A 23,518-nucleotide genomic window follows, 5' to 3' on the forward strand; every position below is an offset into this window, starting at 1 on the left:
GCGGCGGCCAGTGGGCGTTCCGGCGATGGAACGGTCATCCCGCGATCACCTTCTGCATCGGCCGCTCCTGTTGTACGTTCGGCAGCGCGGCGCCGTATGTACGGCGGTCCGGGGCGGATGTCCCGGATGGGTACGGGGATGCCGCGAAGAGCGGTGACGAGCGGAAGAGGATCATGGCGTATCTGGTCGAGCTGCCCGTGACGGTGAACGGCGAACCGGCGGAAGTGGTCAAGGTCCAGATCGCCGAGTCCGCCGACGGCCTGGTCAAGGCGGCCCGGCCGGGTCAGGTCGTCGCGCGGGCCACCCGCTCGCTCGGCGAGATGCTCGCCGGCATCCGGCCCGTCGCGGAGAATTTCGTCAGCAGCTTCCGCGAGATGGTCGACGCCCCCGATGAGATCGCCGTCGAGTTCGGCCTGTCGCTGTCCGCGGAGGCCGACGTGATGATCACCAGTACGGCCGCGGAGGCGGCCTTCTCGGTGTCGCTGAAGTGGAGACCCGCAGGCTCCGACCCTGGTGATCCGGCCGCCGTCTCCTCATGACCTCCGTGGGCCCGGAGGCGGCGACGGGGCTGGGGCCCACGGCCCTGGACGCGGCGATGCTCCGGATCCACGACGCGAACGGTGATCCGGTCGGAGGGGGCTTCCTGGTCACCCCCGAGCTCGCGCTGACCTGCGCCCATGTCGTCTCCGCCGCCCTCGGCACCGACGATGGGACGCGGCCCGACGCGTCCGCCCGCCTCCGGCTGGACCTGCCGCTGCTGCCAACCGCGCCGTCGGCCGAGGCGAGCGTCGAGCACTGGGTGCCGGCGGCCGAGCAGGGCAGGGCGACGGGGACGCCCGGGGACGTCGCCGTGCTCCGGCTCCACGGATCGCCGCCCGGTGCCCGGCCGATCCGCCTGGTGGAGGCCCGGGACCTGTGGGGGCATCCCGCGCGTGCGTTCGGCTTTCCCCTCGGGCGTCCCGGCGGGGTGTGGCACTCGGGCGTACTCCGGTCGCGGCAGGCCGACGGCTGGGTGCAGGTCGACCTCGCCGGGGCCGGCTACCGGATCTCCGGCGGTTTCAGCGGCGGCGCGGTGTGGGACGAGAGCCTGGTCGGCGCGGTCGGCATGATGGCGGTCGCCGAAGCGGGTGAGCCGCCGGTGAGCTACCTCATCCCGACCGAGGCCCTGATGGCGGCCTGGCCGCCGCTTCGCGGGCTCGTCCTCCCGCCGTCGCCGTTCCGGGGCCTGGCGGCGTTCCAGGAGGCCGACGCCGGGGTGTTCCACGGCCGCGAGAAGGAGAGCGACGACCTCGCGGCCATGGTGCGCGCCGAACGCCGGGTGTGCCTGGTCGGCCCGTCCGGCTCCGGCAAGTCCTCACTGGCGCTGGCGGGCGTCGTCCCGCGGCTGAGGGCGGAGGGCTTCGCGGTGGCCGTGCTGCGGCCGGGTTCCGGCAGCAGTCCGCTGTCCGCGCTGGCGTCCGCGCTCCTGCCCTTGATCGAGCCCGACCTGGGCGCCACCGAACGCCTCCTGCGGCTCCCGGGGCTCAGGGACGCGCTGGCCCAAGGCGGCCTGGCCGATCTGGTGCCACAGGTGCTGCGGGACACGGGGCGGAACCGTCTGCTGATCGTGGTCGACCAGTTCGAGGAACTGCTCGCCCAGGAGACCGAGGCGGTGGACGCGCTGGCCGACGTGCTGTTCACCGGCGCGCTGCCGGACGCCGTCAGCGTGCTCACCACCCTGCGCGCCGACTTCCTGGAGACCGCGCTCGCCCACCCCCGGATCGCCCCCGTCGTACGGAGCCCGGTCTACGTCCTCGGCGCGATGTCCGAGGAGGATCTCCGGCGGGTCGTCACCGCACCGGTCGCGGCGATTCCCGGAGTCGCCTATGAGGCCCGGCTCGTCGACCGCATCCTCTCCGACACCGGCGCCGAGCCCGGAGCGCTCTCCCTGCTCGGCTTCACCCTCGATCTGCTGTGGCGACAGCAGAGCGGTGGCCGGCTCACCCACGCCGCCTACGAGGAGCTCGGCGAAGTCCCCGGAGCGTTGAGCGCGTACGCCGAGAGGGTATGGGCCGAAAGCGTTCCCGTGTCGGAGGAACCCGACGCCAAGCGTTTATTCACCCGCCTCATCGGCCTCCCGATCGGATCCACCACCGCGACGCGAAGGACCGCCCTGCGCTCCGAGATGAGCGCGGAGGAATGGGACATCGCCCGGCGGCTCGCCGCGACCCGGCTTCTCGTGACCGACCGGGACGGCGAGGGCGTCGAAACCGTGGAGCTGGCCCACGAGGCGCTGATCAGCGGCTGGGACAGGCTGGGCGCCTGGGTCGCCGACGACCGCTCGTTCCTCGCCTGGCGTGAATCGCTCCGGCATGACGTGGACCGGTGGAACGGCGCCGGCCGGACGCCTGACCTGCTGCCGACGTCGTCCGCCCTCGAGCTCGCTGATCGCTGGCCGGGCGAACGCGCGGCCTACCTGAGCGACGCCGAACGCGACTATCTGCGCCAAGGGCGGCTGCACCGCCGTACGCGCGTCCGCCGGCGCCGGGCGTTGCTGTCCGGGTTGGCGGGCCTGGTCGCGCTGGCCCTGGTCCTGGGGTCACTGTTCGCCTACCAGCGGCATGTCAGCGCCGAATTGGACGCGCTGGCCGACTCGCGGGCGCTCGTGCAGGCCTCGGCGGACGAGGCCTACCTGGATCCGGCGCAGTCGGTGATGCTCGCGCTCGCCGCGTACCGCACCTCGCCCACGCAGGAGGCGCGCAACGCGCTGCTGCGGGCGTACCTCAAGTACTCCTGGTCCGACCGCACCCTCTCGGGGCTGCTCGGGCAGGTCGGCAGGATCCACGCGAGCCGCGACGGCAGCGTCCTGCTGGCGCGCACGCGGCAGGGCACGGCGACGCTGTTCACCCACGCCGCCGACGGCCGCGTGCGGCAGCGGCGGCTGGACTCCGACACCCAGGTGGACTTCCCGGTGGTCGCCCCCGGCGGTGAGCGGGTCGCGTTCGTCAATATCGACGGCTCAGTGGAGTGGTACGACGTGCGCGACGCCGGCCGCGGCCAGGTCGGCGGGCCGCATCGGCTGCCCGCGGCGCCCGAGGTCGCCGAGGACTCGTTCGCCGACAACAGGGCGGACATGTCGGCGGACGGCGAGCTGCTCGCCTCGGAGTCCAGCGCCCACGTCGTCTGGTGGGACCTGCGGACGGGCGGCGGGCCCCGGCGCGTGCCCGCCCCGGCGCACAACGACGGCACGGTGTGGTTCGGTCCCGACAGCCGGACGGTGCTGACCGGCGTGTACGACTCGGGTTCGTCGCACACCGAGAGCGTCGTCGCCGTCGACCTGCTGACGGGCGCGAAGCGGACCGTGGCGACCGGTGTCAGCGGCTTCGGCGTGTCCGGTGACGGGGGCGTCGTGTCCTTCTGCCGGACCGGGAGCGGCGGGGCGGCCGTGGCCGCGCGGCGCGTCTCCGACGGCGCGCCGCTGGGCCGGCCGTACACGCAGAAGGGCGAGAGCGTCTGCCAGCTGGCCGCCACCGACGTGACCGGGCACCGCGTCGCGATCGGAGGGGCCTCCTCGATGAGCCTCATCGACCTGGACGAGGGCCGGCAGATCTCACAGATCCACCTGCCCGACGGGGTGTACGCCTCCTACTACCCGCGCCTGGCGGCGACCGCCCGCGGGCCCATGCTAATCGGCACCGCCGACACGCAGATCAGCTACACGCTCCTGCCGTCCGGGCCGGGAAGCCTCGACGTCGGCGGTGCCGCGCTCACACCCGACGGCGGTCGCATCGTCTACGTCGCCAAGGACGGGTCCCGCCTGCAGCTGCGCACCACCGGGGGAACCGAGAGGCTGCTGGCCGACGCCGCCCTGGCGAAGCCGTACCACGTCCCCGACAAGACCGACGTCATCCGGTTCGACCGGGCCGGGAGGCTGCTGGCGGACCGGGAGGGCGAATCCCTCATCGCCGTGCGCGACGCCGCCTCGCTGCGGCCGACGGCGCGGATCACCGTCCCGCCACCGCCGGCCGGGACCGCGTCCTCGAGCCTCCTGACGTACTTCTTCGACCGGGCGGATCGCCTGGTCACCGTGTCGGGCACCCGGATCCAGCTGTGGGACCCCCGGGACGGGCGGCGACTGGCCGAGTTCGACGCCACGTCGCTGCATCCGACGGTCGCCGGGGGCGTTCCCCAGCTCTACGTCAGCGGATACACGACCGGCGACGAAGTGATGGTCCTCGCCGGCGGCGACCGGACGGTCCGCGTCCTCGACCTGCGGACCGGCCGGCTCAGGCCCGACATGACGATCGGAACGGACACGATCGGAATCCTGTACGACCCCAGCGGACGCTACTTCGCCGTGCTCCGCCACGGAAGCGTGGTCGAACTGTGGCGGCGCCATCCCCTCCGCCGGGAACTCGGTCCACTGCCCAGCTTGGGCGATGACGTCTTCGTCGCCCGGTTCCTCGGCACGCACGGCCGGTTTCTGCTGGCCTCCAACAACGCCGTACGCGTCTACCGGGTCGGCGCCCGCGCCTACGAGCAGTCGTACGACTTCGGGGGCGCGTCGGACACGATCTCCGGCCCGCATTACCAGTTCATCGACGCGTCGAGGGACGGCCGGACGGTGCTGTACGCCAACGGCGACGACGCCGGCGGACCGCTCGTGCTCGATCCCGAGGCCTGGGCCCGCCGGCTGTGCCAGGTCATCGGTTACCGCGACTTCACCCCCGATGAGCGCGCGGGCCTGCCGGTGCCCCTGCCCGGCCGGCCCGCGTGCCCCTCCACGGGTGGCGCCGCCGACGTCAGCTCGCGGGGGACCAGTAGTCACCGGCCATGACGATGTAGACGAGCATCTTGATCGTCTCGCCGTAGTACGTGTCGCCGTACGGGTTCGTGGCCAGGAAGTTCCACAGCTTGTCGGTCCAGGCCTGGTCGCCGGCGGCCATCGCGGCCACGCCGACCGGGTCGTTGGCGGCCTCGGACTGGTCGTCGGTCTGGGTGGGGGTGCCGTCGAGCTTGGTGTGCGGGTAGATCTTCGCCGGGTCGCCGCCCGCGTGGCTCTTGTAGCTCGCCGACTCCTTCGTGGCGACGCCGGTGCTCACGGACGACCCGTACACCAGGGCGTCGGTGCCCATGTGCCACGGCACGCGCACGGAGTTGTAGCCGACGATGTTGTCCGGCTGGCTCTCCTGGTAGTCGGCGGGTGCCGGTTTCGGGCTGCTGGTGTTCGCGTTCACCACGAAGTCCGACAGGAGGTTCGCGGTGGGGGAGTACTTCGCGGTGAACGCCTGGATGACCGCCTCGGTGCGCGTGACGACCTTGTTCCAGTCGTGGGCGGTGTCGTAGGCGGCGAAGGCGCGCAGGTGGTCGAGCATGTGGTCGGACGGGCGGGTGTCGGTGTTCGGCCCGTCGTCCTCGCACTTGAGGTGCCCGTCGGAGGCGACGTCGGCGGCGTAGAGCTTGGCCAGCCAGTCCTTGGCCGCGCTGGTGTAGCCGCCCCACTGCTTGTCGGCGAGGACCAGGCCGTACCCGACGTCCAGGTCGCCGTCCGTGGCGCCGTCGGGCGTGCCGGAGTCGGCGTACTTGCACGACTTGCCGTCGATCTTCCACTGCATCATGCCCTGGGAGTCGCGGTGGGTGGACACCACGTGCCACAGCCCGTCGAACTCCGCCTTGGCGTCGGAGTCGTAGCCGGCCATGAGCGGCACGATGTTCATCCCGTAGCCCTGCGCCTCGGAGACCGTGCCCTTGTTCGGGGCGTCCCCGGTCGCGTAGACGAGGTAGCCGCCGCAGGCGGCACGCAGGTACTTGCTCTTCCAGGAGTCGTACTGCTTCGTGACGGCGGCGTCCCGCGCGGACTGGCTCGCGGACGGCATGACGCCCGTCTTGTACGTCACGTGCGCCGGGAACGGGTGGGCGGGGGCGGCGGCCGCAAGGGCCGGCCGGGCCATGGCCGCCGGAGCGGCGCCGGCCTGGCCGGTCGCGGCGACGAGGGGGAGCGAGACGGCGGCGACCGCGGTCGTGAGGGCAGTCGACCGGCCCCTTCTGTGGAACATGCGGGCCTCCTCGGCGGGGGACTGCGCCGCCGGGGCGGCACGCCGACACCCGACGGGTGTTAGGAAGGTTTCCTAACAAGCTCCGAGGATGAGTCCGCTTCGCGCGCGAGTCAAGAGGGGTCGGCGAATCGGTGGAGGTGGCCGGCCGGGGACTCCGGCCGGCGGGCTCCGGTCAGTGATGGCGGTGGTGCACCACGACATGGTGGACGACGTGGTGGTGCACCACGTGGTGATGAGAGTGACCGCAGGCCGACAGCGTCAGCAGCGCGGGGGTGAGTGCCACGACCGCCGCCAGTCGGATCCGCCGAACCGTCACGTCATTCCTCCGAGAGTCGTACTTCAGGCTCTATCCAGCTTTTCTGGAGCAAGCCTTCCATGAACGACAAGACAGACGCGAGGCGGTGCCGATCGGTTCCCTCGAACTCGGACTCAGAGCCCCATGCAGGCGAGAGCCCGCTGGAAGGCCGCCTTCTGCCCGTCGGCCTGCCCCGCGGCCCCGAGCAGCTCCGCCAGGTCGAACCACGCGCGGGCGGCGGGCCGGTGCGCCTCCATCTTCTCCAGGTACTCCACCGCCTGGGAGAACGCGGCGACCCCCTCCTCTCGGAGTCCGAGGCGCACCTGCGCGTCGCCCAGGACGGTGTAGGCCTCGGCGATGGCCATGCCGGCCGTGTCGGTGAGCATGTCGGTCGCCCGCCGCGCCAGCGCCGCGGCCTCGATCGGCCGCCCGAGCACGATCTCGGCCCGCGCCTGGTACATGAGGCAGTAGGCGATGTCGACCGTACTCGCGGAGCTGGAGTCCATCTCGCGCTCGGCCCGGTGCATCAGCTCGAGGGCGCGCTCGGCCTGGTCGGGGTGGACGCGCAGCAGGAAGTGCGCGTACACGGCCCGCAACCGGGGCAGGTTGCGGGGATCGTCCTCCTCGCCGAGGAGCGCGATCGCGCGTTCGGACAGCCTGAGCGCTTCCCGGGCCTCGCTGCGCAGGTCCGCCACCCAGGCGGCGTTCCAGTACGCGGCCATCAGCGCGCGCGGGCTGCCGATGGCCTCCGCGCGCTCGATGAGCATCTCGGCGAGTTGCCGCGCGTACGCCAGATCGCCGCGCTGCTCGTAGGCCGCCAGGATGGTGGAGCCGAGCATCACCATCGTGTCGGTCCACGGCCCGCCCGCCGCGGTCAGCTGATCGAGCGCGTCCTCGCCGACCCGGATGCTGTGGGCCAGATCCCCGCGTTCGCGGTGGCATCGGCTGAGCGCGGTGTGGACCTCGGCCCAGCGCTCGGGCTCCGACAGCGGCGAGAGCGTCTCGGTCGCGAGTTCGAGGTCGCTGATCGCCTCCTCGAGCGCTCCGGTCGCCTCGAGGGCCAGCGCGTGACCCCAGCGGGCCTCGTGCGCGAGCGCGGGCAGATCAGCGAGGGCGGGGTCGGTGAGGACCTCCGCGAAGCGGATGCGGGCCTCGGCGGCGGCGCCGTTCTGCAGGGCGATCTCCGCATAGCCCAGCGTCTCCCGCAGCCCGCTGATCGTCTCCTCGGTGACGCCGGTGAGCAGGTACGACTCGGAGCAGCCGAGCTTGCGCGCCAGAAGTGCCACCATGCTCGGTGCGGGGGTGCGCTTGCCGCTTTCAATGAGTGACACGTAGCTGTCGGAGAGTTCCGGCCAGGCCAGCTGGGCCTGAGAAAGCTGCTTGCGCAGCCGCAAGTTACGAACCCGTTCCCCGAGCGATTCTTGACCTGGCATCCCGCCCGCCTCTACAAGAAAATGACAGAACCATGCGAAAGGATAGAAAACAATGTCACATCTTCGCAGGGCCATCGCCCTGTTCCTGTTGGCTATAGTCACTTCACTCGTCAGCGTGCAGGCCGTCAGCGTCGTCTCAGCCTCCGCCTCGACCGCCTCGCCGGGTTCTGAGATCGACACGACGATCAGGTGCTGCTGACCGACCCGTCCCGACTCCGCGGCGCGCCGGGACAGGCGCGTTCCGCGGCCGGTCCGGCGATGACCCTCGAGGAGCCGCACATCCCGGATGCCCCCGGCATGACCGGGAGCCGGGATGCGACGCCGAGGGTCGTGGCCACATCGCCGGGCCGAGCGCCGGCATGCCACCGGAATTACCGGGGTGACTCCTCTGTTGTGCTGGGGGCGGGTGACCTGACGGGACCCGATGACCCCGACATCGAGGAGCTGTGACATGGCGACGACGACGCTGACCTCCGAGAATTTCGACAAGACGGCGAGCGGCGACGGCATCGTGCTGGTCGACTTCTGGGCCAGCTGGTGCGGGCCGTGCAAGATGTTCGCGCCCATCTACGAGGAGGCGTCCGCCACCCACGAGGACATCGTCTTCGGCAAGGTCGACACCGAGGCCGAAGAGGACCTGGCCATGCGCTTCGACATCAGGTCCATCCCGACGATCATGGCGATCCGCGACGGGGTGATCGTGTTCGCCCAGCCCGGCGCGCTCCCCGCCGAGTCCCTCGAGAGCCTCATCGAGCAGGTCCGCGCCCTCGACATGGAGGACGTGCGCACCCGCCTGGCCAAGAAGGCCTGACCTAGGCCAGGATCGGGATCAGGCAGAGCCCGAAGACGGCGTAGAAACCGGCCGCCAGGGTCAGGGTCCGGGCGGTGAGGCGGCCCGTCCTGAGCATCGCCAGCAGGAACACCATGGCCGCCATCGTGACCACGCCCGACAGGAGCAGGGCGCCGTCGAACCGCCACGGCGTGAACAGGATGCCCAGCCCGGACGGCACGGTCGCCTGGATCATCATCGCGCCGCTGATGTTGGCCAGGGCGAGCGGCGTCTTGCCCTGGCGAACCCAGATCACGGCGTTCATGATCTCGGGCAGCTCGGTGGCGATGGGGGAGAGCAGCAGCGCGGTGACCGCCGCGGGCAGGCCGATCATGGGGCCGATCGCGTCGAGCTGGTGCACGAACAGCTGTGACGCGAAGAAGATGATCGCAAGGGTGACGACGCTCTGCGTGATGACGGCCCAGGTCGCGGGCGTTTGGCGGCGGCGCTGCAGGAGCAGCGGCTCCAGGTCCGCGCCGTCGCCGTGCTCTCCGCCGTCGCGCAGCTCCCGCCAGAAGTAGACCGCGTACGCGGCGAAGAAGAGCAGGCCGAGCCAGGGCTTGAACGCGAAGGCCACCAGGCCCAGCGCCACCTTCACCACGAAGATGGCGAGGAACCACCGCTGGTCGCGCGCGAGTTTGCCGGTGTCGCCCAGGTCGTCGCCCGGTGAGCCGCCCGTCGTGTCCTCGGCGGCCGCTCCGGCTCCGCCGCCGACGGGGGCGGCCGTACGGGCGGCGGCCTGGACCTTCCGGCGGCTGGTCAGCATCATGAAGCCGGTCACGCCGTAGGCGACGGTGGCCAGGGCCAGGGGGCCGCCCATCGCGGCTCCGACACCGATGTCCTTCTGCGCCCCGCCGGAGCCGAACACCACGGCGACGAACGTCACGACACTCTCCGGGAGCGCCGTGCCGAACGCGGCGAGCAGGGTCCCGACGGCGAGCGGGCCGACCTTCAGCCGGACGCCCAGCCATTCCACGGCGTTGACGAACCACTCGCAGGACAAGTAGATCGCGACGGCGCATGCCAGCAGGATCACGACGTGCAGCATGAGTTCCTCATCGATCGGGCACCGTGAGACAAGAAAAAGAGACCTCGGCTCACGGTGATCAGCGGTCACCGACAGCCGAAGGTCTCGTCCACCCCTGTCACGGGGCCCGGGCACCGGGAGCGCTGAGCGCTCCAGCATGTCGACGACCGGCAGGCGGGACTACTCCCCTTCGCCGGGTCCAGCTTACTTGACGGACCGACGTCCCGTTTCCGCACGTACAGGTCCGGTGTCCCGTTTCCGCGCACGGACAGGTCCGGCGTTCCGCGATACTCATTTGGTTCCCACTCATCCGCGCCGAACATGGGAGTGTCCGCCGCATGTCCAACGAACCGTCCGCGTCCGGAGCTCCGCTGTTCGGACCCGATCGGCGGCGGTTCTTCCTGGTCGGTGCGGTCGCCGCGGCCGGGCTGGGCACGGGCATCGGCCTGCTCTCCGAGAGCAACACGCGCGCGTCGGTGAACCGCCACGGCGCGGCGGCCCCGGGAACGCCCGCGGCGCGCTCCCGCTACCTGCAGATCGTCGCCCACGAGGACGACGACCTGCTGTTCATGACGCCGGACCTGTCGGAGTCGCTGCGCGCCGGATCGGCGCACCTGACCGTCTACCTCAGCGCGGGGGAGAGCAAGGCCGGAGTCCCGCCCGACACCCACGACGTGAACGCCTACGTGGCCGAACGCGAGACCGGCCTGCGGACGGCGTACGCCCTGATGCTCGGCGTCCGCGACCGGTGGCGGCAGGAGACCCTCACGGCCGGCTCGCTGCGGCTGCAGTCGTACTCCCTCGTCGACCGGCCCGACATCCGGCTGGTGTTCATGCTCCTGCCGGACGGGCGCGACCCGCGCGCCAGCCTTAGCTGGCACACCCTGGGCAAGCTGTGGAGCGCCGAGGGCCATCCGGAGCGGTGCGGCTGGACGCAGGCGCCCGAGGGCTCGCCGTACCGGCGATGTCTGAGCCGGGAGGACGTCCTCACCGCGCTCACCGACCTGATCCAGAGCTTCCGGCCGACCGTCGTACGCGCCCAGGACACCGCCCCCGACGAGCGGTACAGCGCGGACCACCCCGATCACATCGCCGCCGCGCGCTTCGCCGGCGAGGCCGTGCGCCGCTACGTCGCACGCCACCCCGACCGGCTCGTGCTGCAGGTCAACTACCGGGACTACAACATCCGCAACCTGGCGGTGAACCTCAGCGAGGCCGACAACAAGTTCAAGCAGCGCGTGTTCGCCGCCTACTCCGCGCACGACTACCGCATCAACGCCGAGAACCCCCACTGGGACGCCTACGAGGCGCGGATGGTCTACCGGTGGCCGCGCGGCACCGGCTTCACCGCGACGGACACCGTGTACGCGGTGGGAGGGGGCCGCCTGGTCGCCTGGCGGCGCACGGGCGGCCGCTGGTCGGCACCCCGGTTCCTCGGCGATCCGGGCGGCCCGCTGGCGCCGGCGGTGGCCACCGCCGGGCCGGTGGTGCTCGGCCTGCGCTCCGACACCGGGGAGATCGTCGCGTACGACCAGCGGGGCTGGCGGTCCCTCGGCCGCCCGGACCCGGCGAAGATCCGCAACCAGGCCGGGACCCCGGTGGCCGTGGTCGACGGCTCGGGCATGGTCGCGGCGTTCGTCCGCAACGGGCGCGGGGGCGTCAGCGCGCGCTTCCTCGGCGCGAGCGGCTGGAGCCACGCGTGGACGGACCTGCCGGGCATCGACCTGAAGCAGGTCGCCTCCCCTCAGCCGAAGAAGAAGAAGCACCTGCGGTACGGGGACGTCCAGGACGGACTTGCGGCGGTCGTCACCGACGGCGGGTTGATCGAGCTGTTCGCCGCGACCCGCTCGCAGATCCTGTGGTGGCGTCAGCGCGCGCAGGGCAAGCCCCTCGTCTTCGCGGGCGCCCTCCCGGTGGCCGGGGCGATCGCGCCGCTCTCAGCCGAGCAGGCCGACGGCCGGATCAGAGTGCTGTTCCGCGAGCCGTGGACCGCGCGGACACTGACGATCTCCCGTCAGGTCGCGGCGAAGCTCTGGGACAGCCCGGCGGTCGTCAGCGCCGCGCGAGGCCTCGACGGCGAGCCGCCCGTCACCGGGAGACCGCCCCGGGTACAGCTGGTCGGGGTCCCGGCGCCGCTGCCGGGCGGCGGGGAACTGTGCGCTCTGGGCGCCGACGGACGGCTGCACGTGGCGTCCCGCTCCGGCGGCACGAAAGTCGCCTGGCGGGCGATAGGCCGCTGATACACTGCGCCCATGGCGGCCATATTCGAGACGACGACGCCGGGCAAGCCCCGGCGCGACGGCTGTCTGCACTGATCTTCACAGCCGAGGCCCCGGGAGCGATCCCGGGGCCTTCGCGTATCCCGGCTCGCTCCCGCCACGCGAAAGGAGCGACCATGGAGTCGATGGCGTCCCCTGGACCCGCACAGTCGATAGCATTCGAACCCGATATCCCTGACCATCGAGGAGTTTCCGTGTCTGAGCTGCGCATCACCCTCGACGGAAGCGAGCGTGTGGTGGCGGCCGGCACCACTGCCGGAGAAGCGCTCGGCGCCGACGGCCGCACCGTGATCGCCGCCCGTGTCGGAGGCCAGGCCCGCGACCTGGCGTACGTCCTGCGCGACGGCGACGTCGTCGAGCCGATCGCGATCGACTCGCCCGAGGGCCGCGCCATCATGCGTCACTCTGCCGCGCACGTCATGGCGCAGGCGGTGCAGGAGCTGTTCCCCGAGGCCAGGCTCGGCATCGGCCCGCCCGTCGAGAACGGCTTCTACTACGACTTCGACGTCGAGCACCCCTTCCAGCCCGAGGACCTCAAGCGCGTCGAGAAGAAGATGCGGGAGATCGTCAAGCAGGGGCAGCGGTTCTCGCGCCGGGTCGTCGCCGACGACGAGGCCCGCGAGGAGCTCGCCGCCGAGCCGTACAAGCTGGAGCTCATCGGCCTCAAGGGCGCCGCGGCGGACGAGGAGAGCGTGGAGGTCGGCGGCGGTGAGCTGACCATCTACGACAACCTCGACGCCAAGAGCGGCGAGCTGCGCTGGAAGGACCTGTGCCGCGGCCCGCACCTGCCGTCCACCCGCGTCATCCCCGCGTTCAAGCTGATGCGGTCCGGCGGCGCGTACTGGCGGGGCAGCGAGAAGAACCCTCAGCTCCAGCGCATCTACGGCACCGCGTGGGAGTCCCGGGAGAAGCAGGACGAGTACCTGAGCTTCCTGGAGGAGGCCGAGAAGCGCGACCACCGCAAGCTCGGCGCCGAGCTGGACCTGTTCTCCTTCCCGCCTGAGCTGGGCAGCGGGCTGCCCGTCTTCCACCCCAAGGGCGGCATCGTCCGTAAGGAGATGGAGGACTACATGCGGCGGCGGCAGCAGGAGGCGGGCTACGAGTTCGTCAACACCCCGCACATCACCAAGTCGTCGCTCTTCGAGATCTCCGGCCACCTGCCGTACTACGGCGACGACATGTTCTCGCCCTTCGAGGTGGACGAGGTCGAGTACCGGGTCAAGCCGATGAACTGCCCGATGCACAACCTGATCTTCCGGGCGCGCGGGCGGTCCTACCGAGAGCTGCCGCTGCGGATGTGCGAGTTCGGCTCGGTGTACCGGTACGAGAAGTCGGGCGTGGTGCACGGCCTCACCCGCGTGCGCGGCATGACCCAGGACGACTCGCACATCTACACCACCAAGGAGCAGATGGGCGACGAGATCAAGTCGCTGCTGGGCTTCGTGCTCAGCGTGCTGCGCGACTTCGGCCTCTCCGAGTTCTTCCTGGAGCTGTCAACCAAGGACGACTCCGACAAGTTCATCGGCGACGACGCGGACTGGGCGGAGGCGACCGAGGCGCTGCGCCAGGCGGCCGAGGAGTCCGGGCTGGAGCTGGTGGACGACCCGGGCGGGGCCGCGTTCTACGGCCCGAAGATCTCCGTGCAGGCCAAGGACGCCATCGGCCGGACCTGGCAGCTGTCGACCATCCAGCTCGACTTCAACCAGCCCAAGCGCTTCGGCCTGGAGTACCAGGCGGCCGACGGCACCCGTCAGACCCCGGCGATGATCCACCGCGCGCTGTTCGGGTCGATCGAGCGGTTCTTCGGCGTGCTCCTCGAGCACTACGCGGGCGCGCTCCCGCCGTGGCTGGCCCCGGTGCAGGCGGTCGGCATCCCCATCTCCGACGACCACGTCCCGCACTTGCAGAAGATCGCTTCCAAGCTGCGCGACCGGGGCATCCGGGTGGAGGTCGACACCTCCGGCGACCGGATGCAGAAGAAGATCCGCAACGCGCAGAAGCAGAAGGTGCCCTTCATGCTGCTGGCCGGCGACGACGACGTCGCCAAGGACGCCGTGTCGTTCCGCTACCGCAATGGCGAGCAGAAGAACGGCATCCCCATCGACGAGGCCGTCGAGGAGATCGTCAAGGCCGTGGAGAGCCGCGTCCAGGTCTGAGACCGTCCATGATCCCCGGCGCGTGCCGTGCCTGAGCACACAGCACGCGCCGGGGATCATTCGTCTTCGCCGATCACAGCCACCGTAGATCCGCGAACATGAGGCGGGCGGCGCCCGCCGGACTCGACCACTCCCCGACGTTGTCTGTGCCGAACGTGACCGCCCGCCCGTCGGGCAGGGCCATGCCCCAGGCGACGTGCTCGGTGCCGTCTGCCTCCTCACGTACGAGTGCGAACGCTGCTCTTTCCTCTTGCCGATCTGCGGCCGAGGTCAGCCGTCCTGCGGCCACTCGTCCTCGCCGCTCTCCAGGTCGTTGCAGCCGACGTGGAGGGCGATGCGGCCGCTGTCGCTCCCGCGAAGGTCATGACACAGATAGCTGTCCTTGACCCGAATCGGATCGCCGGCCCACGCCACGGTCACCCATGAGGAGGCCAGCAGCGGATCCGCCAGTGCGGGAGCCGACGCAGCCATGGCGTCCCAGTCCAGTGTCAGCGTCTGGGGCGCGGACCCGTCGGGGCGAGGCAGGGTGCCTTCGTCGATCGCCTCTCTGATGGCATCGAGCTCGTCCTGTGCCGTCTCCGCGCCATCGGGATCCTCGTCGATCCGGTCGTGCAACTCGAACACCCGGCCCAGCAGCGGCAGAGTCGGGGCCGCGTCCCAGTTGTTCTCCTCGATGACGGCGTCCACGTCTTCCCAGATCTCCTCGGCACGCTCGTCGTCATGGTCACGCTCCTGGAGGGCGACGACCCGGGCCAGCGTTCGGTCGCACGCGGGGTCGCCACTGCGCAGCTGCGTCCGCAGATCGATACCCTCCACGATCGAGCCGCCCTGGACCACCCAAAGGTGAAGGACCGCTCCGTACCACATCACGTGGTAGGGGATCAGGTCGGTCGCACCTTTGTAGCGTCGCTCGAAGATCTCCCGCACCCCGGCGAGGTCGGCGGCGACGAAGACATCTCCCAGGCGCGAGCCGCCCGAACCCACCGAGAACTCCAGCAGGTAGCAGCTCGCCTCGGCGACGTCCTCGCTCTCCAGGGCGGCATCCGCCGAAACCGATCCGGCCGACTCCACGTCCATGAACCGCCTCCACCGCACGATCGAATGAGATGCCGGGGAGGGTAACAGTGTCCGCCGACAGATGATCATCTATCGTCGGGCTCAGATCAGCGCCGCGACGGCGGTGTCGACGTCGGCTTCCGTCGTGTAGAGGTGGAAGGCGAGGCGTGACGCGCCGTTGCGGACGGATGCGCGGATGCCGGCCGCCGCGAGCCGCTCGGCCGCGCCGGGGCGGGTGACGTTGACGATCGCGCTGTCGCCGGGCGGCATGCCGAGGCCGGCCCGGAACCGGTTGGCCAGCCGCACGTCATGGTCGTGGATCGGACCGATGCCGATCTCCAGGAGCAGTTCCAGCGTTGGAGCGGCCGCGACATAAGAGAACCATGGGGCGGCGATGTCGAATCGCCGGGCGTCCTTCGCCAGCCGCAGCGGCGGCCCGTACGAGGCGTCGCCGTCACCCGCGTACCAGTTGGCGGCGATCGGCCGGATGCGGTCGCGCACGGCCGGGCTCACGTAGCAGAAGGCGGTGCCGCGCGGGCACATCAGCCACTTGTACGCCGAGACGGCGAGGACGTCGAAGGGCGTCGCGTCGACCGGTAGCCAGCCGACCGCCTGGGTGGCGTCGGCGACGACGAGCGCGCCGTGCGCCCGCGCCGCCGTGACGACCTCGTCCACGGCGGCGACCTCACCCGTCGCGGACTGGACCAGGCTGAAGGCGACCGCGTCCGTACGCTCGTCGATCGCGCCGGGCAGGTCGGCGGGCGGGGCCGTGCGCACGTCGAGGTCGTGCACGAGCCAGGGGAACAGGTTCGACGTCTGCTCGATGTCGGGGACGACGACGCGCGAGCCGGGTGGCAGCGAGGCCGCGACCGGGGCCAGCACCTGCGAGGCGGAGGCGCCCACGGAGACGTCGTCGGCCGCGACGCCGACCAGACGCGCGAACGCGCTGCGCGCGCGATCGGTGGACCGGTCCCACTTGTCCCAGCCGTTGGCCCCGCGACGCCACTCGGCCAGCGCGCTCTGCAGCGCCTCGAACGCCGGCTCCGGCGGTATGCCGTAGCTCGCGGTGTTCAGCCATCCCGGCTCCGGGTCCCAGAGCCGTACCGCCTCGTCAAGATTCATCCTGGTGAGACTAGCGGTGGCCGTCGGCAACCTAGCGCTCGTTCGGCACCCGCACGCGGGCCCTGCGGGGGCTCGGCCCTATGCTGCTGGCATGACCGAGTCCGACCATGAGGAACAGTACGGAGTCGGGGATCCCGACCAGTTTCAGCGCCTGTGGACGCCTCACCGGATGGCCTACATCAAGGGCGAGAGCAAGCCCACCGGCGCCGGAGCGGACGACGGGTGCCCGTTCTGCGAGATTCCGAAGATGAGCGACGAGGACGGCCTGATCGTCCGGCGCGGGGAGAGCGTCTTCGCCGTCCTCAACCTCTACCCGTACAACTCCGGTCACCTCATGGTGTGCCCCTACCGGCACGTCGCGGACTACACCGAGCTCGACGAGGCGGAGACCGCCGAGCTCTCCCGGCTCACCCAGTGCGCCATCACCGCGCTGCGCAAGGCGAGCGGCGCCCACGGGTTCAACGTCGGCATGAACCTCGGCACGGTCGCCGGCGCGGGCATCGCCGCGCACCTCCACCAGCACGTCGTCCCCCGCTGGGGCGGGGACACAAACTTCATGCCGGTCATCGGTCAGACCAAGGTCCTGCCCCAGCTCCTGCGCGAGACCCGCCAGATCATCGCGGACGCCTGGCCCCAGGACTGAACGTCGATCCGTGCCGGTCGACCGCCGATGGCGCGGGCCGACCGGCACGATCGCGTGTGGAGGACTACCAGGCGACGTCGTAGTAGTAGGGCTCCGAAGGACGATGCAGCCAGGAGAACCGGCCGTTGTCCACCCGCGCGATCCGGCCGCCTTCGCCGCCGAGGAAGTGCTCGCCGGACGGATCGACGCGCAGGTAGAACACGAGCGCCGACGATGGGAGCCAGTCTGCGTGGCCGGTGGGCACGCCCGCTGCCGTGAGCCGGATCAACCCGAACTGGTCGTCGCCGGAGGAGTGATTCGTCCGCTGGACGATGGCGGTGAGGGAGCCGTCCGGGTTGAAGATGAACGACTCGATCTGCCCGTCTTCGAAGTGACCGTTTCTGAGATCCTTCGTCATGTCCTGAGACCGCAGCACGCGGGATTCCGTGAGAAGGTCCCCGGTCGGCGCGTGATCCGTGTCGAGCAGGCGGAGTTCGCCGTTCGGCGGCGCGTGGTACCGGAAGCCCACTGTGCGGCCGTCCGGCGCCCACGTCGGTTGCTTCACCCCACGATCCGCCGGGTCACCGGTCTGCGAGGTCCAGACCTGTTGCCGGCCCGTCTCGGTGTCGACGACGACGAGACGCCCGAGGTCCCCACAGTCCCCACCGAACGCGACGCGCCGCCCGTCCGGACTCGCGGCGAGACCATGGCCCTCTCCGCCGTCGGCGGGTATCGGAGCTCCGGGCAGTGCCTCGGGCGAGGTCACCGAGCCGTCACCCCGGATGCGGACCCGGTAGATCCGGGTGGCGCAGTCGCCCACCCGCGAGGTGAGGAAGAAGGTGCGCCGATCACCGGCGGCGGCCACCGATGCCTGCAGGTACGCTCCGGCGATCGTGGCGACCTGGCGACCGGTCGCGGTGCTCAGCACCACGGCGCGGTACGGCTTGTCCTCACCCTTGTCGACGAGGGCGACGGCGTACGCCGGTGCGCCGGCCGCCGCGGCCGGATCGGTGCGGTACTTCTGTTCCTCACTGCCCAGAAGGACGGCACCGGTCACGATGAGCGCCACGGCGGCGGCCACGGCGACCGGAATCGCCCACAGCGACCTCGCGCGCCGGGCCGGGGGAGCGGTCAGGGGGCGAAGGGCTTCCGGTCGTACGGTGCTCGTCGCGGCCGTGTACGCGTCGCGGAGCCGATCTTCGATCTCCGTCATGGGGTGCCTCCGAGCTTCTTGGCGAGCGCGGCGAGCGCCCGGGAGGTGGTCGACTTGACGGTGCCGCGGCTGACGCCCATCACCTCGGCGGTCTCGGCCTCGGACAGTTCGAGGAAGTAGCGCAGCGCGAGGGCCTCCCGCTGCCGGCGCGGCAGGGTGCGCAGCGCGGCGAACACCTCGCGGCGGTCCTCGCTGAGCAGGACGGCGGCCTCCGCGGACCAGACGGCGGGCTCCGGCTCGGGACGGAACCGGCTCGCCAGTTTCCGCCGCCGGAGCACCATCCGGCAGCCGTTCAGCACGGACGCGCGGACGTAGGGCAGGAGACGGACGTCCGGGCCGAGCCGGGGCATCCGGCGATGCAGGGCCGTGAAGGCGTCCTGGACGACGTCCTCGGCCGTGGGCCGGTCGCCGACCATGAGCAGGGCGAGACGCACCAACCCCGCGTGGTGATCCCGGAAGAGCGCGGTGAGATCCTCCGTCGGATCGGCGGGCTCCGGAGGGTCGGCCGACCGGCCGGTCAGGACGCTCACGATGTTGATTTCCACGCTCCTTGAATGCGCGAGCGGCCGATCGGTTGCCTCGTCCGAGGGCCTTCCTACGGCGCCGGCGTCTTTCCTTCCGGATAAGTTTTCGTTCGGCGGGCAACCAAACAGGCCCTCATGACATGTAAAAGATAGGAGAGCAAAGATCGCGGAGGGGTGCGACGCCCTCGCCGGTGGTTCCGGCGGCACGGCGACACCGGAGGACGTCGCGTCGGCCGCGGACCACGGCTCCGAGACCGAATCGCCGAGTGGTGGGGCGGCCGCGCCACCGTGAAGTCGACCGCCTCCCGGGCGCTCACCGCGCTCGCCGACGAACTGGGGGAGGACGCATGGCGGCGACCGAACCGCGTCTCCGGGACGCGTTCGCCGAAGAGGCCCGCACGGCGCGGTCCGGGTCGGCGCGCCGGTTGACCCTCCCGGCGCGCGGCAGGCGACTGCGCTGGCTGATGCCGGTGATCGCCGCGTCGGCGGTGGCCGTCTCGGTCGCCTTGACGGCGTTGGTCGGCCGGACCGCGCTCTCGGGGCCGCCGGCCACGGGGAGAGCCCCGGCGTTCGTCGTGGCGACGACGGGATTCGGGAGGTCTTCGGCGGGCGAGTCGCGCGTGGAGGTCCGCGACCCGAAGAGCGGCCGGGTGTACGACACGAGAGCCGCGTCACGCGGTCTGGCCTTCCAGTACGTCGCCGCCGCCGCGAACAGGGTGTTCTTCGTCATGGCGGCGCCGGCCCGCCGGACGGCCTGCGACACCCTGTGGGTCTACCGCATGAAGGTGTCCGGCAAGGGGAGGATCACGGCCTTCTCCGCGCTCGGAGCGCGCATCCAGGGGGCGACGGCGGGCAGGGAGGGGGCGCCCGGAGGACTGGCCGCCTCACCGGACGGCACCAAGGTCGCGTACGCGGTGCGTCGCTGCGGTGGTCCCGCGGACCGGACGTACTACAAGCTCGGCGTGGCCGACACGGTGACCGGCGCGCAGCGCGAGTGGACGGACTCGCGGGAGAGCATCGTCTCCAGCCTCTCGTGGACGTCCGACGCCCGCCAGGTCGCCTTCCTGCTCCGCGAGCCGGTCCACACACCGGCGGACGGTCCGGTCCTGCCGTCGAGGAACGGCGTCGTCCGGCTCCTGGACATCGGATCGAAGCGGTCCACGGATCTGGGCGCCGCCAAGGTCCTGCTGCGCCGGTCCCGGGAGCTCACGAACATCTGGGCGGCCGTGATCAACGGCGACGGGACACGGGTGGCCGTGGTGGCGGAGTACTCCCGGGCGGGCGGTGCGCTGGCGGTCTGTCAGGTCTCCCTCGCCGACGGGCGCGTGCTCCGGATGCTGCACCGCGAGGGGTCCGACAACGAGGCGATCTCCGCCGTGCCCGGCCTGGGCCCCGGCGTCGCCCTGCGAAGCGACACCTCCGGGCGTCATCTGCTCTACCACGACGCGAGCCTTGCCAGTGCGCCGTCGGACCTGGGCGGATACGGCCGTATCGACGACGGGCGCTTCCACGCGATCCCCGTCCCCCGAGGGGCCGAGGACACCTACGACCTCGCCTGGTGACGGACCTCGCCCGTGATCTTCACCCCATACGGGAAGCACTCGGGCGCGGGCGCGGTTGTGCCATGCGGGAGGATGGGATCATGAAGCGAGCGACTCTTGTGTACGACGGGGACTGCGGGATCTGCACGAAGGCCGTCCGCCTGATAGGGGACAGGGCCGTGGGTCGGCGCCTGCGGGTCCCCGCTGACGCCGACGTCGTCGCGTTCCAGTTCGCGGACCTGGCCGCGCTCGGCACGACCGCCGAACGCGCCGAGTACGAACTGCTGTGGGTCGAGGACGGGCGGATCTACGGTGGGGCGCAGGCGGTGGCCAAGCTGCTGATCGACGCCGGAGGGTTCTGGCGGCCGCTGGGCCTCATCACGAGGGTCCCGCCGTTCCGGTGGATCGCGCACGGGATGTACCGCCTCATCGCCAACAACCGGCACCGGCTGCCCGGTGGCACCCCCGCATGCGCGCTGCCCGTGGCCGAGCGGCCCGGCGCGGCCGGGTGACGTCTGGCTGATCCCGGCCGCCGAGCGCGCCGGGCATCGCGGCCGTCGCCGCGCTCGCCCGTTCGCGGGCCTATCCGGAGGACACGGCGGCGGCGTCGGGCGACTTCGTCCGCCCGTCCGGCGCCGCGACGCGCCCGCCGCCGCGCACCAGCCGCTCGGTGGGCAGGAAGCAGAAGATCAGGCAGAGCACGTGCGGCCAGAACATGATCGTGATGGTGGCGAGCACCGACAGGTGGAACAGCACGAAGCCCACGACCATCAGGTACTGGTGCCGGGGCTTGACGAAGAGGATCAGCGGTGAGCCCAGCTCGAACGCCATGATGCCCCACTGCGCCCAGTGCAGCAGCTCGGCGTGGTGCAGGAGCGGATCGGCGATGAACGTCCCGCGCCGCAGCACGGCGCGGACGAGCGTCGCGCTGTTCACCCACTCCCAGCCGCCGAACCGCACCTTGGCCCACGCGGCGAGGAAGTAGGTCGCCACCACCCCGAGCTGGACGCAGCGCATCGCCCAGCCGGCCGCCTCCGACGGCGTACGGTCCCGGAACGCCGCCTTGCCGACGGTGGGCAGCACGGCGAGGGCGACCAGATAGGCGAACCGGTCGTGGTCCACCTTCCCGAAGGAGAAGGCGATGACGATCCACTCGAAGTACAGCAGCGCCACCGTCACGCCGAGCAGCCGGGGCAGCCGGCCGGTCGCCGCCGCCACCGACAGGACCAGCAGCGCCCACCGGAGCACCTCGATGAGCGCCGCCGTCGGGTGCGGCAGGTGCAGCAGCCTGCCGACGATCAGCGGCTGGTACAGCGACGTCGCCGAGGCGTGCGCGCTGCTGACCGGGCGCAGTACGAGCACGTCGAGCGGGATGAACAGGTAGGCCGCCGTACGGAACACCGCGATGCGGGCCTTCGGGACGGGACTGAACCACCAGCGCAGGAAGGCGTTCGCCGCCCCCTTGCCGGCCTGCTGGACGGTCATGAGCGGGTCCATTCGGCGATCGTGAACTCCCGCTTGCCGACGTACAGGCGGTGCCGGAGCATGTAGTACTGCTGGATCAGCCGGACGCCGGTCCAGCGCGGTTCGCGGGGCCGCAGGCGGTCGTGCGCCTCGACGAGCGGGCGCAGCAGCTCCGGATGGGCCTGGAAGCGTGGAGCCTGTCCCTCGGCCTCGGCCCGCGTGATGCCCACGACGCCCGCGTCCAGCTGCGCCGGTTTCCAGGTGCCGTCCGGCAGCCGGGCGGCGAGCGCGAGGACGTGGACGTCGCCGTTGGGCGGCGTGCTCGTCGAGTACATCCGGAACGGCCCGAAGGGGAAGGCGTCATCGTCGCCGAAGGCGGTGCCGGTCAGCAGCAGCGTCACGGCGGCCGCGGTGACCAGGAGGCGGGCGGCGCGTGAGCCGGGGCGCAGGCGTTCGTGCCATGTCACCGGCGGATCCGGGGGTGTGTTCATGGGTGTCAGGTCGCCGAATCGGAGGAGGGGACCGGTGTGACCGGCTCAGGGGACACGGTACGGCTCCGCGCCGCCTCGATCAGTCGTTCCCACGGCGTGAACACCGCCACGAGGCAGATCACCTGTGGCATGAAGTGGATCGACATCAGGACGTAGGTCGTCACGTGGAACCCGAGGAAGAACGCGATGCCGGCCAGCTGCAGCCGGCCTCGCGTGAACAGGAGCAGCGGGGAGGCGAACTCGGCGACCAGCGTGACCCACTGGCTCGCGTGCAGGAGCCACCGCTGGTCGGCGATCGCCCGGCCGATCGGCGTGCCGCGCCGGACCAGCGCCCATTCGAGGGTCTCGCCGTTGGCCCAGCCCCAGCCGCCCCACCGCATCTTGGCCCACGCGGACAGGAAGTACGCCGAGACGACCGCGATCCGGATGAACTGGATCGTCCATCCGGCGGCCTCGGACCGGTCGGCGTCGCGGAACCGCGCCCGGCCCGCGGTGGGGAGGACGACGAGTGCCACCACCAGGGCGAGGTGATCGTGGTCGACCTTGCCGTAGGACATGCTGATCAGGACCCACGGCAGGTAGCCCACGGCGACGACGCCGCCGGCGAGCCGCGGAAGGCGGCCGGTGGCCGCGATCAGGCTGCCGACGATGAGGACGACGCGCAGCGTCTCCATCGCCCAGGGCACCGGTGCCGGAATGTGCAGGAGCCTGGCCAGGAGCACCGGCTGGTAGAGGTCCGCGGGCAGGTACGCGTGGACGACGGCGCTGTCGGTCAGGAACAGCACGTCGATCGGCACGAACAGGTAGACGAGCGCCCGGATGGCGGCGATGCGAGCCGTCGGCACGGGTGCGTACCACCAGCGTCCCCAGGGAGTGGCGGCCGTGCCTGCGGTCTCGCTCACCGGACGTCCCAGGTGACGACCGTCTGTACGGTGTCGCCCGCGGGCCGGCCGTGGTCCAACTTGGTCACCTTCATGATCACGTAGAGCCTCGAGAACGCCGGCTGCCCGGGGTGCAGTCGCCGCTGGGCGTCGGCGATGCCCTGAAGCAGCGACGGGTCGCGGACGAACCGGCCCATCTGCCCTTCGACCTCCGCGCGCTTGAGACCGGCGCCGAGTGCGGACATCGACAGCTTGATGTGGGCACCGGTCGTCGTGTCGGCCTCCAGCCAGTGCGAGCGGATCTCACCCGCCGGCGGGACGGAGAAGGCGAACTGCACCATGGGCCCGACCGGAAAGTCGTCGTCGTCCCCGTACGCGCTGGCGATCAGCAGCAGCGCGATGACACCCGCCGCGCTGAGGGATCGCCAGAACCGTCCGGGCCGGGAAAGCCGGGTCGCCTGGGCGGACATGGTGCGCCCTCCTGGCCCAGGTGACTTCATCGTTCTGATCGTCGCCATTTTCCTGTTGTGTTCCGCGGTTCTCCAGCGGG

The 23,518-nt window shown here is 71.3% G+C and carries 21 protein-coding genes; 8 read left to right on the forward strand and 13 right to left on the reverse strand.

Annotated elements, in window-relative coordinates; all coding sequences use genetic code 11:
- Positions 1 to 173: 173 nt before the first annotated feature.
- Both ABEA24_RS40080 and ABEA24_RS40085 read left to right on the forward strand, forming a co-directional pair.
- Positions 174 to 539 carry a CU044_2847 family protein gene (locus tag ABEA24_RS40080; RefSeq protein ID WP_345438444.1) on the forward strand — a complete coding sequence of 122 codons (366 nt, stop codon included), beginning with the start codon at positions 174 to 176 and terminating at the stop codon, positions 537 to 539.
- Positions 536 to 4,816 (forward strand): nSTAND1 domain-containing NTPase, encoded by a 4,281-nt coding sequence (locus ABEA24_RS40085; RefSeq protein WP_345438445.1) that lies wholly within the window; start codon positions 536 to 538, stop codon positions 4,814 to 4,816. Before ABEA24_RS40080 ends, ABEA24_RS40085 begins: the two co-directional genes overlap by 4 nt.
- Here ABEA24_RS40085 and ABEA24_RS40090 read toward each other — a convergent pair.
- From ABEA24_RS40090 to ABEA24_RS40100, 3 genes are all read right to left on the reverse strand, one after another.
- The gene (locus ABEA24_RS40090) at positions 4,782 to 6,035 is read right to left on the reverse strand and encodes a glycosyl hydrolase family 8 (RefSeq protein ID WP_345438447.1); all 1,254 of its coding nucleotides are present in this window, start codon (positions 6,033 to 6,035) and stop codon (positions 4,782 to 4,784) included. The two genes, ABEA24_RS40085 and ABEA24_RS40090, sit on opposite strands and share 35 nt — an antisense overlap.
- A gap of 172 nt (positions 6,036 to 6,207) precedes the next feature.
- A complete protein-coding gene (locus ABEA24_RS40095) occupies positions 6,208 to 6,351 on the reverse strand; it encodes a hypothetical protein (RefSeq protein ID WP_345438449.1) in 144 nt (47 codons plus the stop codon).
- A 113-nt stretch (positions 6,352 to 6,464) separates the two neighbouring features.
- Positions 6,465 to 7,763, reverse strand: coding sequence for a helix-turn-helix domain-containing protein (locus ABEA24_RS40100; protein ID WP_345438451.1), 1,299 nt, complete (start codon positions 7,761 to 7,763; stop codon positions 6,465 to 6,467).
- A 451-nt stretch (positions 7,764 to 8,214) separates the two neighbouring features.
- On the opposite strand from ABEA24_RS40100, the gene trxA reads away from it, so the two are divergent.
- The gene (gene trxA, locus ABEA24_RS40105; protein WP_345438453.1) at positions 8,215 to 8,574 is read left to right on the forward strand and encodes a thioredoxin; all 360 of its coding nucleotides are present in this window, start codon (positions 8,215 to 8,217) and stop codon (positions 8,572 to 8,574) included.
- Between the two features lies 1 nt (position 8,575).
- Here trxA and ABEA24_RS40110 read toward each other — a convergent pair whose 3' ends face one another.
- Positions 8,576 to 9,640, reverse strand: a complete 1,065-nt coding sequence (locus tag ABEA24_RS40110; RefSeq protein WP_345438455.1) for a sodium:calcium antiporter — start codon at positions 9,638 to 9,640, stop codon at positions 8,576 to 8,578.
- Positions 9,641 to 9,957: 317 nt separating this feature from the next.
- Between ABEA24_RS40110 and ABEA24_RS40115 the strand changes: the two genes are divergently transcribed.
- Positions 9,958 to 11,859, forward strand: coding sequence for a PIG-L family deacetylase (locus ABEA24_RS40115; RefSeq protein ID WP_345438457.1), 1,902 nt, complete (start codon positions 9,958 to 9,960; stop codon positions 11,857 to 11,859).
- Between the two features lie 233 nt (positions 11,860 to 12,092).
- Positions 12,093 to 14,054 carry a threonine--tRNA ligase gene (gene thrS / locus ABEA24_RS40120; protein WP_345438459.1) on the forward strand — a complete coding sequence of 654 codons (1,962 nt, stop codon included), beginning with the start codon at positions 12,093 to 12,095 and terminating at the stop codon, positions 14,052 to 14,054.
- Positions 14,055 to 14,127: 73 nt separating this feature from the next.
- On the opposite strand, the gene ABEA24_RS40125 is transcribed toward thrS, so the two are convergent.
- The 3 genes from ABEA24_RS40125 to ABEA24_RS40135 form a co-directional block, all read right to left on the reverse strand.
- Positions 14,128 to 14,343, reverse strand: a complete 216-nt coding sequence (locus ABEA24_RS40125; RefSeq protein ID WP_345438461.1) for a hypothetical protein — start codon at positions 14,341 to 14,343, stop codon at positions 14,128 to 14,130.
- Positions 14,325 to 15,131 (reverse strand): hypothetical protein, encoded by an 807-nt coding sequence (locus tag ABEA24_RS40130; protein ID WP_345438462.1) that lies wholly within the window; start codon positions 15,129 to 15,131, stop codon positions 14,325 to 14,327. Before ABEA24_RS40130 ends, ABEA24_RS40125 begins: the two co-directional genes overlap by 19 nt.
- Before the next feature lie 81 nt (positions 15,132 to 15,212).
- Positions 15,213 to 16,232, reverse strand: coding sequence for an aminotransferase class V-fold PLP-dependent enzyme (locus ABEA24_RS40135; RefSeq protein ID WP_345438463.1), 1,020 nt, complete (start codon positions 16,230 to 16,232; stop codon positions 15,213 to 15,215).
- A 91-nt stretch (positions 16,233 to 16,323) separates the two neighbouring features.
- On the opposite strand from ABEA24_RS40135, the gene ABEA24_RS40140 reads away from it, so the two are divergent.
- On the forward strand, positions 16,324 to 16,875 hold the full coding sequence (locus ABEA24_RS40140) for an HIT family protein (RefSeq protein WP_345438464.1): 552 nt from the start codon (positions 16,324 to 16,326) through the stop codon (positions 16,873 to 16,875).
- Between the two features lie 64 nt (positions 16,876 to 16,939).
- On the opposite strand, the gene ABEA24_RS40145 is transcribed toward ABEA24_RS40140, so the two are convergent.
- Entirely contained in the window at positions 16,940 to 18,067 is a 1,128-nt protein-coding gene (locus tag ABEA24_RS40145; RefSeq protein WP_345438465.1) for a TolB family protein, read from the reverse strand.
- Positions 18,064 to 18,612 carry an RNA polymerase sigma factor gene (locus ABEA24_RS40150; protein WP_345438466.1) on the reverse strand — a complete coding sequence of 183 codons (549 nt, stop codon included), beginning with the start codon at positions 18,610 to 18,612 and terminating at the stop codon, positions 18,064 to 18,066. The genes ABEA24_RS40145 and ABEA24_RS40150 overlap by 4 nt, the downstream gene beginning before the upstream one ends.
- 326 nt (positions 18,613 to 18,938) lie before the next feature.
- Here ABEA24_RS40150 and ABEA24_RS40155 point away from each other — a divergent pair, with 326 nt between their 5' ends.
- Both ABEA24_RS40155 and ABEA24_RS40160 read left to right on the forward strand, forming a co-directional pair.
- The gene (locus tag ABEA24_RS40155; RefSeq protein WP_345438467.1) at positions 18,939 to 20,153 is read left to right on the forward strand and encodes a hypothetical protein; all 1,215 of its coding nucleotides are present in this window, start codon (positions 18,939 to 18,941) and stop codon (positions 20,151 to 20,153) included.
- An 80-nt stretch (positions 20,154 to 20,233) separates the two neighbouring features.
- Positions 20,234 to 20,644 carry a thiol-disulfide oxidoreductase DCC family protein gene (locus ABEA24_RS40160; RefSeq protein WP_345438468.1) on the forward strand — a complete coding sequence of 137 codons (411 nt, stop codon included), beginning with the start codon at positions 20,234 to 20,236 and terminating at the stop codon, positions 20,642 to 20,644.
- A gap of 70 nt (positions 20,645 to 20,714) precedes the next feature.
- Here ABEA24_RS40160 and ABEA24_RS40165 read toward each other — a convergent pair whose 3' ends face one another.
- From ABEA24_RS40165 to ABEA24_RS40180, 4 genes are read right to left on the reverse strand one after another with little or no spacing between them, the layout of a single operon-like run.
- On the reverse strand, positions 20,715 to 21,629 hold the full coding sequence (locus ABEA24_RS40165; protein WP_345438469.1) for a hypothetical protein: 915 nt from the start codon (positions 21,627 to 21,629) through the stop codon (positions 20,715 to 20,717).
- Entirely contained in the window at positions 21,614 to 22,087 is a 474-nt protein-coding gene (locus ABEA24_RS40170; RefSeq protein ID WP_345438470.1) for a hypothetical protein, read from the reverse strand. The genes ABEA24_RS40165 and ABEA24_RS40170 overlap by 16 nt, the downstream gene beginning before the upstream one ends.
- 5 nt (positions 22,088 to 22,092) lie before the next feature.
- Positions 22,093 to 22,989, reverse strand: coding sequence for an HTTM domain-containing protein (locus ABEA24_RS40175; RefSeq protein WP_345438471.1), 897 nt, complete (start codon positions 22,987 to 22,989; stop codon positions 22,093 to 22,095).
- Positions 22,986 to 23,438: a hypothetical protein gene (locus ABEA24_RS40180; protein ID WP_345438472.1), complete on the reverse strand. Its 453-nt coding sequence runs from the start codon at positions 23,436 to 23,438 to the stop codon at positions 22,986 to 22,988. The genes ABEA24_RS40175 and ABEA24_RS40180 overlap by 4 nt, the downstream gene beginning before the upstream one ends.
- Between the last annotated feature and the right edge of the window lie 80 nt (positions 23,439 to 23,518).

It is taken from the genome of Actinoallomurus vinaceus, assembly GCF_039542055.1.
Taxonomy (GTDB): Bacteria; Actinomycetota; Actinomycetes; order Streptosporangiales; family Streptosporangiaceae; genus Actinoallomurus; species Actinoallomurus vinaceus.